15 protein-coding genes are annotated in these 13,324 nt (G+C 71.4%); 9 read left to right on the top strand and 6 right to left on the bottom strand.

What is annotated here, in order from left to right:
• Nucleotides 1-21: 21 nt before the first annotated feature.
• From M503_RS0113855 to M503_RS0113845, 3 genes are all read right to left on the bottom strand, one after another.
• Entirely contained in the window at nt 22-1,191 is a 1,170-nt protein-coding gene (locus M503_RS0113855) for a nitrate/nitrite transporter (protein WP_028918759.1), read from the bottom strand.
• A gap of 392 nt (nt 1,192-1,583) precedes the next feature.
• Nucleotides 1,584-2,666, bottom strand: coding sequence for a CmpA/NrtA family ABC transporter substrate-binding protein (locus tag M503_RS0113850; protein WP_028918760.1), 1,083 nt, complete (start codon nt 2,664-2,666; stop codon nt 1,584-1,586).
• 4 nt (nt 2,667-2,670) lie between these two features.
• Nucleotides 2,671-3,246, bottom strand: a complete 576-nt coding sequence (locus M503_RS0113845; RefSeq protein ID WP_028918761.1) for an ANTAR domain-containing response regulator — start codon at nt 3,244-3,246, stop codon at nt 2,671-2,673.
• A 243-nt stretch (nt 3,247-3,489) separates the two neighbouring features.
• Between M503_RS0113845 and hemN the strand changes: the two genes are divergently transcribed.
• Nucleotides 3,490-4,890: an oxygen-independent coproporphyrinogen III oxidase gene (gene hemN, locus M503_RS0113840; RefSeq protein ID WP_028918762.1), complete on the top strand. Its 1,401-nt coding sequence runs from the start codon at nt 3,490-3,492 to the stop codon at nt 4,888-4,890.
• Nucleotides 4,891-4,909: 19 nt separating this feature from the next.
• Complete coding sequence (locus M503_RS0113835) at nt 4,910-5,668, top strand: helix-turn-helix domain-containing protein (RefSeq protein WP_028916844.1); 759 nt, start codon at nt 4,910-4,912, stop codon at nt 5,666-5,668.
• Here M503_RS0113835 and M503_RS0113830 read toward each other — a convergent pair.
• Entirely contained in the window at nt 5,595-6,998 is a 1,404-nt protein-coding gene (locus M503_RS0113830) for an esterase/lipase family protein (RefSeq protein ID WP_028918763.1), read from the bottom strand. The genes M503_RS0113835 and M503_RS0113830 overlap by 74 nt on opposite strands.
• 45 nt (nt 6,999-7,043) lie before the next feature.
• On the opposite strand from M503_RS0113830, the gene M503_RS16580 reads away from it, so the two are divergent.
• From M503_RS16580 to M503_RS0113815, 3 genes are all read left to right on the top strand, one after another.
• Nucleotides 7,044-7,202, top strand: coding sequence for a XapX domain-containing protein (locus M503_RS16580; protein WP_037061501.1), 159 nt, complete (start codon nt 7,044-7,046; stop codon nt 7,200-7,202).
• Between the two features lie 142 nt (nt 7,203-7,344).
• Complete coding sequence (locus tag M503_RS0113820; RefSeq protein ID WP_028916843.1) at nt 7,345-9,648, top strand: nitric-oxide reductase large subunit; 2,304 nt, start codon at nt 7,345-7,347, stop codon at nt 9,646-9,648.
• Nucleotides 9,649-9,772: 124 nt separating this feature from the next.
• A complete protein-coding gene (locus M503_RS0113815) occupies nt 9,773-10,195 on the top strand; it encodes a GFA family protein (protein ID WP_028916842.1) in 423 nt (140 codons plus the stop codon).
• 1 nt (nt 10,196) lies between these two features.
• Here M503_RS0113815 and M503_RS0113810 read toward each other — a convergent pair whose 3' ends face one another.
• The gene (locus M503_RS0113810; RefSeq protein WP_028916841.1) at nt 10,197-10,514 is read right to left on the bottom strand and encodes a YkgJ family cysteine cluster protein; all 318 of its coding nucleotides are present in this window, start codon (nt 10,512-10,514) and stop codon (nt 10,197-10,199) included.
• Between the two features lie 268 nt (nt 10,515-10,782).
• Between M503_RS0113810 and M503_RS17525 the strand changes: the two genes are divergently transcribed.
• A complete protein-coding gene (locus M503_RS17525) occupies nt 10,783-10,956 on the top strand; it encodes a hypothetical protein (RefSeq protein WP_155952077.1) in 174 nt (57 codons plus the stop codon).
• Nucleotides 10,957-10,974: 18 nt separating this feature from the next.
• On the opposite strand, the gene M503_RS0113800 is transcribed toward M503_RS17525, so the two are convergent.
• On the bottom strand, nt 10,975-11,238 hold the full coding sequence (locus tag M503_RS0113800; RefSeq protein ID WP_028918764.1) for a hypothetical protein: 264 nt from the start codon (nt 11,236-11,238) through the stop codon (nt 10,975-10,977).
• 181 nt (nt 11,239-11,419) lie between these two features.
• On the opposite strand from M503_RS0113800, the gene M503_RS0113795 reads away from it, so the two are divergent.
• From M503_RS0113795 to M503_RS17915, 3 genes are all read left to right on the top strand, one after another.
• Nucleotides 11,420-12,679: an NnrS family protein gene (locus tag M503_RS0113795; RefSeq protein ID WP_037061545.1), complete on the top strand. Its 1,260-nt coding sequence runs from the start codon at nt 11,420-11,422 to the stop codon at nt 12,677-12,679.
• Nucleotides 12,680-12,682: 3 nt separating this feature from the next.
• The gene (locus M503_RS0113790; RefSeq protein ID WP_028918766.1) at nt 12,683-13,084 is read left to right on the top strand and encodes a SirB2 family protein; all 402 of its coding nucleotides are present in this window, start codon (nt 12,683-12,685) and stop codon (nt 13,082-13,084) included.
• Nucleotides 13,085-13,179: 95 nt separating this feature from the next.
• Nucleotides 13,180-13,311 carry a hypothetical protein gene (locus M503_RS17915; RefSeq protein ID WP_269319382.1) on the top strand — a complete coding sequence of 44 codons (132 nt, stop codon included), beginning with the start codon at nt 13,180-13,182 and terminating at the stop codon, nt 13,309-13,311.
• Nucleotides 13,312-13,324: the final 13 nt, after the last annotated feature.

Raw genomic sequence — 13,324 nt, 5'->3', positions numbered from 1 at the left:
CGATGGCATTCGATCGCTGGATCAGACCCGGGCCGGGCCCAGCGCGGCCCAGTGCAGGCGCCAGCGCTGCCGGACCGTGGCCAGGCATACCGAGGCGGCCAGGGCGATGCCGGCGAACAGCCACAGGCCCGGCGCGTAGGTGCCGGCCTGCTGCTTGACCACGCCCAGCCCGGCGGCGAGCAGGAAGCCGCCGACGCCGCCGGCCATGCCGATCAGCCCGGTCATCAACCCGATCTCCGCGCCGAAGCGCTGCGGCACCAGCTGGAACACCGCGCCGTTGCCGGCACCCAGGCACAGCAGCGTGGCCACGAACAGCGCCACCGCCAGCACCGGCCCGCCGATGCCCAGCGCCGACAGGCCGACCAGCACGGTCACCGCCAGGTAGACCATCTGCAGCGAGCGCGTGCCGCCGACGCGGTCGGCGATCACCCCGCCCAGCGGGCGCATCAGCGAGCCGGCCAGCACGCAGGCGGCGGTGGCCCAGCCGGCCAGCTTCGGGGCGAAGCCGAACTGGTCGTGGAAGTAGCCCGGCAGCGCGCTGGCGAAGCCGGCGAAGCCGCCGAAGGTGATCGCGTAGAAGAACATGAACCACCACGAGTCGCGGTTGCCGACCAGCACCCGCGCGTAGTCGCCCAGGGTCTTGCGCGGCACCACCACCGGTGCGTCCTTCGCGCAGGCGGTGAACACCGCCAGCACCACCAGCAGCGGGATGCACGCCATCCCGAACACGTTCTGGAAGCCGTAGGCCGCGGCCAGGGCCGGCGCGAACAGCGCGGCGAACACCGTGCCGGAATTGCCCGCTCCGGCGATGCCCATCGCCGTGCCCTGGTGTTCCGGCGGATACCAGCGCGAGGCCAGCGGCAGCGCCACCGCGAACGAGGCCCCGGCCACGCCCAGCATCAGCCCCAGCAGCAGCACCTGGGCCAGGCTGTGCACGCCCAGCCGCCACGCCACCAGCAGCGCGGCGATTACCACCACCTGGGCGAGGATGCCGGTGCGGCGCGCGCCGATGCGGTCGGCCAGCAGGCCCAGGAACAGGCGCAGCACCGCCCCGCACAGGATCGGCACGGCCACCATCAAAGCGCGCTGCTGGGTGTCCAGCTGCAGCACCTCGGCGATCTGCACCTGCATCGGGCCGAGCAGGTACCAGACCATGAAGCTGAGGTCGAAGTAGAGGAACGCCGACAGCAGGGTCGGGGCGTGCCCGGCTTTCCAGAACGATCGGTTCATGCCACGCCATCTCCATGTGGGGTCGGGACGGTTGCAGCACCCGGAAACGAAAACGGCGCCTCCCCGGTTCGATCCGGGAAGACGCCGTTGTCTGGTGGCCCGGCGGCTGCCGGGCTACGTGTTCGGGTTGTGGGCAGGCACGCCGTTGTGCCCGCACGATGTTGCAATGCAATGCCCGTGCCAGCTTCTGGCGCGGTGCAGCATCGGCGGCGAAAGCTTCCGGATTTCAGGCAGTTGCGGTACCGCGCGGAGTGCCCACTGGGTGCGCCCACGCCGCGCTTCGCAGGGTGGAATGCACCGGCACGGTGCGCGACGCACCAGCATCGCGCATCGCGCACCACCGATGCGCAACATCAGCGCGGGATCGCGTCCGCCACCGGCACCAGGCTGCCGCGCAGGTCGCGCGCGGGCACCGGCACGCCCAGCTGCCGGGCGGCTTCGCGCCAGGTGTCGAGGCGGTAGACGTCGGCCAGCCAGGCGTCGCCGTCGGGCGCCGGCGGCAGCCAGCCCCAGCGCCGGAACTGGCCCAGGATCCAGCGCCCGTCCGATTCCCAGGGATGGTTGGCCTGGCCGTCGGCATGGAACTGCAGCGCCTCGCGCGCGGGCAGGTCGGGCGGCGGCAGCAGGCCGGCGGTGAGGCGCTCGGCCGGCAGGCCGATCGCGTCGGGCGCGGCCAGCCACTGCGCCGCCTGCGCACGGTGCCGTGGGTCGGCATCCAGCCAGCGGCAGGCTTCGAGCACGGTGGCGGCCAGCGCGGTGGCCAGCTCCGGCTGCAGCGCGGCGAAGTCGCGGCGGCAGGCCAGCACCTTTTCCGGATGGCCCGGCCACAGGTGGCCGCTGCGCTCCACCCGCATGCCAGCGCCGATCGCCTCGGCCTGCGCGCCCCAGGGTTCGCCGGCGCAGAAGCCGTCGAGCTGGCCGTCGGCCAGCGCCTGCGGCATCTGCGGCGGCGGCAGGGTGACCGCCTCGATGTCGTGCAGCGGATCGACGCCCTGCGTGGCCAGCCAGTGGTAGAGCCACAGTGCATGCGTGCCGGTGGGGAAGGTCTGCGCGAACACCGGCTGCCGCGGCAGCGCGCGCAGTGCTTCGGCCAGGGGGATGCCGCTTTCCAGCGCGCGCGCCAGCGCTCCGGACACGACGATCGCCTGGCCGTTGCGGTTGAGGCCGGTGAGCACCGCCATGTCCGCGCGCGGTCCACCGATGCCGGTCTGCACCGCCAGCACCATCGCCGACATCGCGTGCGCCGCATCCAGTTCGCCGGAAAGCAGGCGGTCGCGCAGCGTGGCCCAGGAGGCCTGGCGGTGCAGGCGCAGGCGCAGGCCGTGGCCGCGGTCCAGGCCCAGCCTGGTCGCCACCACCAGCGGCGCGGCATCGAGCAGCGGCATGAAGCCGACATCCAGGTCGCGCAGCGGCAGTGGGGTCGCGCTCGTCGTCATCGGCTCATCCCGTCGGCTCGGACCTGGCGACGATGCGGCGCGCCACGTCGACCAGCTTCAGTCCATGGTTCATCGCCTGCTGGCGCAGCGCGGCGTAGGCCTCGGCCTCGCTCATGCCACTCCGTTCCATAAGCAGGCCCTTGGCGCGGTCGATGAGCGCGCGCTCGCCCAGGCGCAGCTCGAGTTCCTCCAGGCGCTGGCGCACCTGCACCTCCTGCTGGAAGCGCGCCATCGCCACGCGCAGGATCGGCGCCAGCCGCGCCGGCGCCAGTCCGTCGACCACGTAGGCGGCCACGCCGGCGCCCACCGCATCGCGGATCAGCGATTCGTCGCCGTCGGCGGAGAACATCACCACCGGCCGCGGCGCATGCCGGTGCAGCATCGCCAGCTGCTCGAGGGTGTCGCGCGAAGGCGATTCCACGTCGACGATCACCACGTCCGGCTGCCGCTCGTGCACCGCCTTGAGCAGCCCGGTCGCCGCCGCCACGTGCGGCAGCACCTCGTAGCCGGCCTCGCGCAGCGCCTGCTCCAGCCCGGCGATCGGCTTGTCCGTGTCGTTGACGAGCAGGACGCGAAGCATCGGGCGGCGGGCGCTCGGCGGATGGGGGCTGGCCTCGATGTTGCCATGCAACATGGGCACCGTGGCAAGACCGGCGTCCGGGGCCAGGATTGCCGCGCGGCGCGGGGGCGGCGCAGGTCTCGTGCAGGCCCCGCGGAGGGGCGGTGGATGGCGGCTTTCACGTTGCTGAAGATCACGTATCCGCGCATCGGGGATTGACCTGCATCAAGGACTCCCCGGCCCCCGCGGACTAGCCTGCAACCCATGGCCAGCCTGTCCGCCCTGTTCGATCCCGAGCTGCTCCAGCGCTACGACGTGCCGGGGCCGCGCTATACCTCCTACCCGACCGCGCCGCAGTTCACCGCCGGCTTCGGCGAGGCCGACCTGCGCCGCGTGGCAGCCGCCAGCAACGGCGACCCGATCCCGCGCCCGATCTCGCTGTACCTGCACATCCCGTTCTGCACCAGCCCGTGCTTCTACTGCGGCTGCAACCGGATCATCACCCGCGACAAGGCCCGCGGCGCCGCCTACCTGACCCGCCTGTACCGCGAGATCGCCATGGCCTCGACCATGTTCGACCGCGACCGCGACGTGGAGCAGGTGCACTTCGGCGGCGGCACCCCGAACTTCCTCGTACCGGCGCAGATCGCCGAGGTCGTCGACGTGCTGCGCAGCCACTTCCGCTTCGCCCCGGGCGAGCGCATGGACTGCTCGATCGAGCTGGACCCGCGCTTCATCACCCCGGAGGAGGTCGGCGAGCTGGCCCGCGCCGGCTTCAACCGCGCCAGCCTCGGCGTGCAGGACTTCGACCCGGCGGTGCAGCAGGCGGTCAACCGCGTGCAGGGCGTGGAGCAGACCCTGGGCATCATCGATGCCTGCCGCCGGCACGGCTTCCGCTCGGTCAACGTCGACCTGATCTACGGCCTGCCCAAGCAGACCCTCGAAGGCTTCGAGCGCACCCTCGACACCACCCTGCAGGTGCGCCCGGACCGCCTGGCGATCTACGGCTACGCGCACCTGCCGCAACTGTTCCGCCCGCAGCAGCGCATCCACGCCGAGGACCTGCCCTCGCCGGAGCAGAAGCTGGACCTGCTGCGCCTGGCGATCGACAAGCTCGGCCAGGCCGGCTACGAATACATCGGCATGGACCACTTCGCCCTGCCCGAGGACGAGCTGGCCAGGGCCCAGCGCGAAGGCGGCCTGCACCGCAACTTCATGGGCTACACCACCCACGCCGAGAGCGACCTGCTCGGCCTGGGGGTGAGCGCGATCAGCCACATCGGCGCCAGCTTCAGCCAGAACCCGCGCGACATCGTCAGCTGGGAACAGGCGATCGACGACGGCCGCCTGCCGGTATGGCGCGGCATGCACCTGGACGCCGACGACGTGATCCGCGCCGACGTGATCCAGTCGCTGATGTGCCATGGCGAGCTGGATTTCGACGCGGTGGGCCGCCGCCACGTGATCGATTTCCGCGACTACTTCCGCGACGCGCTGGCCCGGCTGGCGCCGCTGCAGCAGGACGGCCTGGTCGAGGTCGACGCCGGCGGGCTGCACGCGACCTCGCGCGGGCGCCTGCTGCTGCGTATCATCGCCATGTGCTTCGACCGCTATCTCGCCCCTGCCGCCGACCCGGCCGCGCCCCGGTACTCGCGCACCGTCTGATTACGGCGGGAGCCCGCGCATGAGCCAACCCGGCGTCGTCTTCCCGCGCACCGGTCCCGGCATCATGTCGGACGACGGCGATGCGCTGACCTTCTGCTCGACCTGCGCCTTCTCCCAGGCCTGCCTGTCCGAGGGCATGGACAAGAGCGCGCTGATGGACCTGCACGTGCTGGTCGAGCACGTCGGCCCGCTGCACCCGGGCGAGCACGTTTTCCGCGAGGGCGATCCGTTCACCGCGATCGCCGCGGTGCGCGCGGGCACGGTCAAGACCTACCAGATCGACCGCAACGGCCACGAGCAGGTGCTGGGCTTCCACCTGCCCGGCGAGGTGATCGGGCTCAACGCGATCCACGGCGACCGCTATCCGTGCAATGCGGTGGCGCTGGACACGGTGATGCTGTGCCGGTTCTCGTTCCCGAAGATCGCCACCCTCGCCCAGCGCCTGCCCAACCTGCAGCAGCACCTGTTCCGGCTGATGAGCCGCGACATCGGCGTGGCCTCGCTGTTCGCCCGCGACAACAGCGCCGACGAGCGCATGGCCGCGTTCCTGATCGGCCTGTCGCGGCGCCTGGCCGCGCGCGGGTTCTCGCCGCGCCGCTTCCAGCTGACCATGTCGCGCACCGACATCGCCAACTACCTGCGCCAGGCCCCGGAGACGGTCAGCCGCGTGTTGCGCCGCTTCGAGAAGGACGGCCTGCTGCACATCAAGCAGCGCGACGTCGAGATCCTCGACCTGCCGCGGCTGGAAGAGCTGGCGCTGGCGGTCCTGCGCGACTGAGCCGCGGCGGCGCCGTTTCCACCTCCGGGCTTCCCGGAACCGCAGCACCGGCGCAGGGCAGCTCCCGTTCCTCGCGCAGGATGTCGAGGATGCGCGCAACGACTTCCGGTGCACCATAGAGCGCATGGCCGCGGTCCACCACCAGGGTCGACCTGGCCCCGGGCAGGAGCGCGCTTTCCAGCGGGACCACGCCGTCGCCGCCCTTGCCGTGCAGGTCGCCGGCGATGGTGTGGTAACGCACGCCCGCGACCGGCAGCAGCGATTCGCCGGCGCGGCGCACCGGTTGCGGCGCGCGCAGGGTCCAGATGCTGTCCAGCCGCGCCGCGCGGTAGCTGTCGCGCACCTCGTCGCGCACCGCATCCGGATCGGCCAGGGTCACGCGCCTGAGCGCCTCGATCTCCGGGATGCGGCGGCCGACCAGCGCCCGGACCACACGGCCGGCGAACCGCGAAGCGGTCGGGCTGCCGCGGGGCGGTGCGGCCAGCATCACCAAGGCGCACGCGCCCGGGTAGGGATCGAACAGGAAGAGGTCGTGGACGGTCTTCACGTCGGCGGGTTCGCCTCGGAGTTCGCCGGGGGCGACGGTAAACGCCGCATCCCACAGTACCTGGCCGCTGTCGACCGCCAGCGTGCGCGAGACCACGCCGCCGAGGCTGTGCCCGACCAGCACCATCTTCCGCCGCGCCGGATCGTCGCCTTCCGGATCCAGCAGTTGCCACATGCGGTCGAGGAAGGTGCGCAGGCGCAGCCGGTTCACCAGCAGCGGCGCGTTGGTCTGGAACACGACATGGACCACCTGGTAGTGCTCGCGCAGCACCGGGTCGGCCCAGATCGCGCCGGACAGTTCCGCCCAGATGATCGGGTGGCTGCCCAGGCCGTGCACCATCACCACCGGGGTCTTGCGCGGATCGTAGCCCCGGATCAGGTAGGCGCCCGCGCGCCGGCCGACGTCGTCGCCCCGGAGCAGGCCGTACACGCCCAGGCTCGGCAGGTGCGAGGTCATCGAGCCCTGCCGGTAGGCCGCGAAGGCATCGAAGGCAAGCCGCAGTTCGCGTCCGCCGAGCGTCACCACCGGCATCGCCACCGGATCGACCACGCGCACCAGCGGCGTCCCGCCCTGCGCCTCGATCCATGCCGTGGCCCACTGGTAGATGCCTTCCGGCGGATACAGCTCGCAGGCCGGCGCATCGTTGCAGCGGTTGCTCCGCAACACGACCGGCAGGCCGAAGCCCGGCTGGCGGAACTCCCGCCCCGGCGGCAGCGGGATGTCCTGCGCCGGCGTGATCGTGTACGCGCCGCGCGACATCGGGCTGACGGTTTCGATCCGCAACTCGACCTCGCGCCCGCCGATCCGCTCCCATCACGAGGGCCAGCCGTGAACCTGTTCCTCGCCGGCCTGGCCACGGCCCTGCTGGTCGGCCTCGGCTGCCGCCTGCTCGACCTGCCGCTGCCGGCGCCGCCACGCTGGCAGGGCGCGCTGCTGGTGGTGGCGATGACCGTCGGATTCCTGCTCGGCAGCCGCCTGGCGGGCTGAGCGCGGACTGCGCGCCCGGTCACGCACCCCGGCGACGGTGCCACGCCCGCGCAGGCCAATGCGCGCGGGCTTGACCTGTGTCAGGGCCGCGCAGCGGCGCGCTGCCGAAGATGCGGGCGTTTCCCCCGAGAGAGCCCGCGTCATGAACTCCACACGCAAGCTTTGGGCAGGCCTGGCGGTCCTGCTCATCGCCTCGTTCGCCGTCCTGCTATGGGTCGGCGGCGAGATCCACCGCCAGGCGCCACCGATGCCCGAACAGGTGGTCTCCACCGACGGCACCGTCGTCTACACCCGCCAGGACATCGAGACCGGGCGCCAGGTCTGGCAGTCGATCGGCGGCCAGCAGCTGGGCTCGATCTGGGGCCACGGCGGCTACGTCGCCCCGGACTGGGGCGCGGACTGGCTGCACCGCGAGGCCGAGGCCATCCTCGACCTGTGGGCCGGCCGCGAGCACGGCGTGGCGAGCTACAAGGAGCTCGATCCCGCCACCCAGGCAGCCTACACGCAGCGCGTGCAGGCCCTGCTGCGCCCGAACACGTATGACGAGGCCACCGGCACGATCACCGTCGATGCCGACCGCGCCGCGGCGATGGAACAGGTCGCCGGCCACTACCAGGCGCTGTTCAGCGCCGATCCGGCGACGGCCGAACTGCGCGAGGCCTACGCCATGCGCAACGACACCGTGCCGGACCCGGAGCACCGCCGCCAGCTGGCCGCCTTCTACTGGTGGGCGGCGTGGTCGTCGGTGACCGAGCGCCCGGGCGCGGACAACGGCATCACCTACACCGCCAACTGGCCGCATGACGAACTGGTCGGCAACACGCCGCCGTCCAACCTGTTCATGTGGACCGTGTTCAGCGTGCTGTTCCTGATCGCCGGCATCGGCCTGCTCGGCTGGCACTACGCGGCCAACCACGGCGAAGAGATGCAGCCGGTGCTGCCGAAGAGCGACCCGCTGGCCGCGATCAAGGTCACCCCGTCGATGCGCGCCACCGCCAAGTACTTCTGGGTGGTGATCGCGCTGTTCCTGACCCAGATCCTGCTGGGCGCGATCACCGCGCACTACCAGGTCGAGGGCCAGGAGGCCTACGGCTTCGCCCTGGCCGAGATCCTGCCCTACGCGCTCACCCGCACCTGGCACACGCAGCTGGCGGTGCTGTGGATCGCCACCGCCTGGCTGGGCATGGGCCTGTACATCGGCCCGGCGATCTCGGGCCATGAGCCGAAGTTCCAGCGCCTGGGCGTGAACGTGCTGTGGGTCTGCCTGCTCGTCATCGTGGTCGGCTCGTTCGCCGGGCAGTGGCTGGCGGTGATGCAGAAGCTGGGCCTGGCCAGGAATTTCTGGTTCGGCCACCAGGGCTGGGAATACGTGGACCTGGGCCGCTTCTGGCAGCTGTTCCTGTTCGTCGGCCTGCTGCTGTGGCTGGTCCTGGTCGGCCGCGCGCTGTGGCCGGCGATGCGCAAGGGCGCCGAATCGCGCTCGATCGTCAGCCTGCTGTTCCTGTCGGTGGTCGCGATCGGCATCTTCTACGCGGCCGGCCTGATGTGGGGCGAGCACACCCACCTGGCCATGGTCGAGTACTGGCGCTGGTGGGTCGTGCACCTGTGGGTCGAAGGCTTCTTCGAGGTGTTCGCGGTGGCGGTGATCGCCTTCCTGTTCACCCGCCTGGGCCTGCTGCAGGTACGTTCGGCCACCATCGCGGTGCTGTTCGCCACGGTCGTGTTCATGGCCGGCGGCGTGCTGGGTACCCTGCACCACCTGTACTTCACCGGCACGCCGACGGCGGTGATCGCCCTGGGCGCGAGCTTCTCGGCGCTGGAAGTGGTGCCGCTGGCCTACGTCGGCTTCGAGGCCTACCACAACTACAAGCTGGGCAAGGCCACGCCGTGGATGGCGAAGTACAAGTGGCCGATCATGTTCTTCCTGGCGGTCTCGTTCTGGAACCTGGTGGGCGCCGGCCTGTTCGGTTTCCTGATCAACCCGCCGCTGCCGCTGTACTACATGCAGGGCCTGAACCTGACCGCGACCCATGGCCACACCGCGCTGTTCGGCGTGTACGGCATGCTCGGCATCGGCCTGATGCTGTTCTGCCTGCGCGGCCTGAAGCCGGACCTGGCGTGGAGCGAGAAGCTGCTGAAGACCGCGTTCTGGTCGCTCAACATCGGCCTGGGCGGCATGGCGGCCTTCACCCTGCTGCCGCTGGGCATCCTCCAGCTCAACGCCTCGCTGCAGCACGGCTACTGGTACGCCCGCTCGGCCGAATTCATGCAGCAGCCGATCGTCGACCTGCTGGTGTGGATGCGCGTCCCGGCCGACACGCTGTTCAGCGTCGGCGCGCTGGCCCTGGCCTGGTTCGTGTTCCGCCTGTGGGTGGCGCCGAAGCGGATGGCGCCGGTGCCCTCGGCCACCGCGGTGGCCGCCGCGGCGATCGTGCCGAAGCGCTGATCACGCGCCACTGCGACACCCATCGGGGCCGCCATCGTGCGGCCCCGGTTTTTTGTGCCGGCGCCACGTGCGCGGCGCCGGGGGTGCCGGCATACTCGGCGCGGGCCACCCCTGGGATCGCGCGATGGATACCGTGTCCGGAACCTGCCTGTGCGGCGCCGTGCGCTTCGGCGCGCGCCTGCCCAGCAAGTGGGTCGCGCACTGCCACTGCTCGTCCTGCCGGCGCGCGCATGGCGCGCCGCTGGTCACCTGGGTCGGCTTCGCGGCGGAACAGTTCACGCTGGAGCCGGATTCCGCGCAGCCGCGCTGGTACGAATCCAGTCCGGGTGCGCGCCGTGCTTCATGCCCGACCTGTGGCACGCCCATGTTCTTCGAATCCACGCGCTGGCCGGGCGAGATGCATGTTGCCCGCGCCCTCGTCGACGGACCGCTGGATCGCGAGCCGTCGGTGCACGTGTTCCATGCCGAGCACGTGCCATGGCTGCAGGTGGACGACGGGCTGCCGAAGATCCCCACGCTGTCGCCGCCGAGGCCTGCCGGCGGCTGAGCTACTCCAGCAGCAGCGGGATCTCGCGCGGCCCCTCGACGTATTCCCGGCGCACCGAGCGGCAGTAAGGCCCGTCCATGACGAAACGCCGGCAGACCTGCGGGCGGCTCTCGTAGATGCCGCAATTCATGCGTGCGCCGTCCATGGCCACGCACCAGCCGTCCTCGTCATGCGCCATCACCCGGGGGCCGGCGGGAAGGAAGGTGGTGAGGTGCGAGGGAATGCGGTCTTCGGGCTCCAGGACCACGGTCAGGCGGCAGCACACCGCGTCGCAATGCCCGCAGTCGGCGCAGCCGCCTTCCTCGTCGAAGGCGCTCATGCGCCTGCTCCGGGAGCGCGCGGTGCGTCGGGAACGGGAGCGATGCGGAAGACCCACGCGCAGCAGCTGCAGGATGGATCAGATGACGGGAGGGAGGCGTGGCGATGCCGGACGGATCGCGCGCAGGTGCCGGGATTCATTGGCCATGCTAGCGCTTTCCCGCCTTACCGCGGCATGACTGGACGGATTCCAGGAGGAAAGCCCGCCGCGCCGTCACGAACCGGCGACGGGCGTGCAATGCGGCTTCCGGCAACGGGAGGCGACGACGATGGCCAAGCCCGCACCCAACCGCGAAAGCGACGAAGCCAAGGCCCGCACCGCCGACAAGCTGCGCAACGACAAGGCGCGCTGGAAGGACCACGACCCGCCGGACGAGCCGCGCGACGGCCGGCCCGATCCGGAGAGGGACTACCCGGACGCCCGCGAAAGCGTGCCGCGCTGAGTACCGCGCGCGGGCGGTTCAGCCGCGACAGCCGCAGCCGCAGCAGCCGTCGCCGCCGTCGCGGTCCTGCTCGGAGTCGTCCGCCACCGCGGCTTCGCCCAGCGCGCGCAGGATCCGTTCGACCTCTTCCTGCGGCAGCACGGTCAGCACCTGCACCCGGCCATCGGTCGGATCGAACGCCACCTGGGCGGCGGGATCGTGCTGGCGCAGCGCGGCACTGATCGCCGACACGCGCGAGAGGCCGGTGGCGGGATCGGGTGCGGAAACCTGGAGGCTGGACATGCGGTGCCTCGGTGAAGGGCTGGAGGGAGCCGGCGCCACGCGGCAGCCGGCGATGCAGGGACTCTAGGCAGGCCGTCCCGGCCCGGCCTTGACCCTGGTCAAGCCACCGCGAGGCCGGGTTCCACGCGCCGGGCTGACATGGATCAAGGCGTCCCCGCCCGGCGGATCGCAGACTGGCCCCATGCACGCCGAGACCGCTCCCCTGCCCCGCCCGCGCCGCGCGCGGCCCTCGCCGGCCTGGCTGGTGCATGCACCGCACCGGCTGATGTTCTTCGTCGGCGCGGCCAACGTGCTGCTGGCGATGCTGTGGTGGGCGCTGTGGCTGGTGTCGGCGCGTTCCGGCTGGTGGACCATGCCGGAGCTGCCGGTTCCCGGGGGCTGGCTGCATGCCTTCGTCATGCAGTACCTGGTGCTGCCGAGCTTCGTGTTCGGCTTCCTGCTGACCGTGTTCCCGCGCTGGATGGGGCTGCCCGACCTGGAGCGCCGGCACTACGTGCCGGTCGGCCTCGGCCTGATGGGCGGGCAGCTGGCGATCCTGCTGGGCGCGGCGGGCTGGGAAGTCGGCCTGACCGTGGGCCTGTGGATGGCCCTGGCCGGCTGGAGCGCCGGGCTGCTCACCCTGGGCCGGCTGCTGGCCGACGAGAAGGGCCGCACCTGGCATGCGCGCTCGTGTTTCGCGGGACTGGTGCTGGGCTGGCTGGGCGTGGCGATGTTCATCGCCTTCGTCCTCGGCGCATCGCCGCAGTGGGCCTTCGCCAGCATCAAGCTCGGCGGCTTCGGCCTGCTGCTGCCGGTGTACGTGACGGTCGCGCACCGCATGTTCCCGTTCTTCGCCGGCAACGTGGTACCCGGTTACAAGGCATGGCGGCCGCTGCCGTGGCTGGGCGTGGTGTGGGCGCTGGCGATCCTGCACCTGGGCCTGGAACTGGTGCATGCCTACGCCTGGCTGTGGCTGGCCGACCTGCCGCTGCTGCTGCTCACCGCCCATGCGGTGTACCGCTGGTGGCCGCGCCGGCCCGCCGGCGGCACACCGCGCCCGGGCCTGCTGATGGTGCTGTTCGTCGGCACCGCGTGGCTGCCGGCGACCTTCGCGCTGTACGTGGTGCAGAGCCTGGTCTACCTGTCCGGCGGCGACTTCGTGCTGGGCCGCGCGCCGATGCACGCGCTGTTCATCGGTTTCTTCGGCAGCCTGCTGGTGGCGATGGTCACCCGCGTGACCCAGGGCCATTCCGGGCAGCCGCTGCGCATGCATGGGCCTGCGTGGTTCGCCTTCGTCGCGATCCAGCTGGTGGCCACGCTGCGCATCCTCGCCGACATCCTTCCCGATCCGGGCCTGTGGCAGGCCATCGCCGCCACCGGCTGGCTGGTCGCGCTGTCGCCATGGGTGGCGCGGATCGGCCATACCTACCTGACCCCGCGCCGCGACGGGCGCCCCGGCTGAGCCATGTTCGAGTTCTATCCGCAGATCAAGCTTGTCCACATCGCCGCCGCGCTGGGCAGCGGCGGATTCTTCGGCCTGCGCGCGCTGGCCCTGTTGGCCGGCATGCAGTGGCCACGGTTCGCGCCGGTCCGCTATCTCAGCTACACCGTCGATACGGTGCTGCTGACCGCGGCCTTCATGCTGCTGACCATCCTGCCGCGCGAGCTGTACGCGAACGGCTGGCTGCTGGTGAAACTGTGCCTGGTCGTCGCCTACGTGGTGCTGGGCATCCTCGCCTTCCGTCCGCAGCGGCGTACGCGCACGCGGGCGGCGCTGGTCGTGGCGGCGGGGCTGTGCTTCCTGCAGGTGTACTGCATCGCCCGCACCCATCATCCACTGGGGGCGTTCTACCTGTTGATGGGCTGAGTGCGTGGCGTCCCGGAGGCGGCCTTCGGCCGAGTCCGGGCTCCATCCAGCCGCGTAGCCCGGATAGGCGAAGCGCATCCGCGGAAGGAGAACCCATGGAACGCAACGACCCCGAACTCCCCGATCCGTGCCAGGCGGCGTGGTGGCTGCTGCACGAGTCCTGTGATGCGGCAGGGATGGGCCTGTTCGTCGAGGCGCAGTCCGCGCCGCAGGACGCCGGCGACTGAGCCGGCAAGTGCG

This window comes from Pseudoxanthomonas suwonensis J47 (assembly GCF_000513955.1).
Taxonomy (GTDB): domain Bacteria; phylum Pseudomonadota; class Gammaproteobacteria; order Xanthomonadales; family Xanthomonadaceae; genus Pseudoxanthomonas; species Pseudoxanthomonas suwonensis_C.
The sequence above is the reverse complement of the archived record's forward strand: the minus strand, read 5'-3'. Positions and strand labels throughout refer to the sequence as shown.

Coding starts and splice junctions, on each gene's coding strand:
- M503_RS0113850 (WP_028918760.1), bottom strand. CDS start 2,666: ATGACGACGAGCGCGACCCCACTGCCGCTGCGCGACCTGGATGTCGGC.
- M503_RS0113845 (WP_028918761.1), bottom strand. CDS start 3,246: ATGCTTCGCGTCCTGCTCGTCAACGACACGGACAAGCCGATCGCCGGG.
- hemN (WP_028918762.1), top strand. CDS start 3,490: ATGGCCAGCCTGTCCGCCCTGTTCGATCCCGAGCTGCTCCAGCGCTAC.
- M503_RS0113835 (WP_028916844.1), top strand. CDS start 4,910: ATGAGCCAACCCGGCGTCGTCTTCCCGCGCACCGGTCCCGGCATCATG.
- M503_RS0113820 (WP_028916843.1), top strand. CDS start 7,345: ATGAACTCCACACGCAAGCTTTGGGCAGGCCTGGCGGTCCTGCTCATC.
- M503_RS0113815 (WP_028916842.1), top strand. CDS start 9,773: ATGGATACCGTGTCCGGAACCTGCCTGTGCGGCGCCGTGCGCTTCGGC.
- M503_RS0113810 (WP_028916841.1), bottom strand. CDS start 10,514: ATGAGCGCCTTCGACGAGGAAGGCGGCTGCGCCGACTGCGGGCATTGC.
- M503_RS17525 (WP_155952077.1), top strand. CDS start 10,783: ATGGCCAAGCCCGCACCCAACCGCGAAAGCGACGAAGCCAAGGCCCGC.
- M503_RS0113800 (WP_028918764.1), bottom strand. CDS start 11,238: ATGTCCAGCCTCCAGGTTTCCGCACCCGATCCCGCCACCGGCCTCTCG.
- M503_RS0113795 (WP_037061545.1), top strand. CDS start 11,420: ATGCACGCCGAGACCGCTCCCCTGCCCCGCCCGCGCCGCGCGCGGCCC.
- M503_RS0113790 (WP_028918766.1), top strand. CDS start 12,683: ATGTTCGAGTTCTATCCGCAGATCAAGCTTGTCCACATCGCCGCCGCG.
- M503_RS17915 (WP_269319382.1), top strand. CDS start 13,180: ATGGAACGCAACGACCCCGAACTCCCCGATCCGTGCCAGGCGGCGTGG.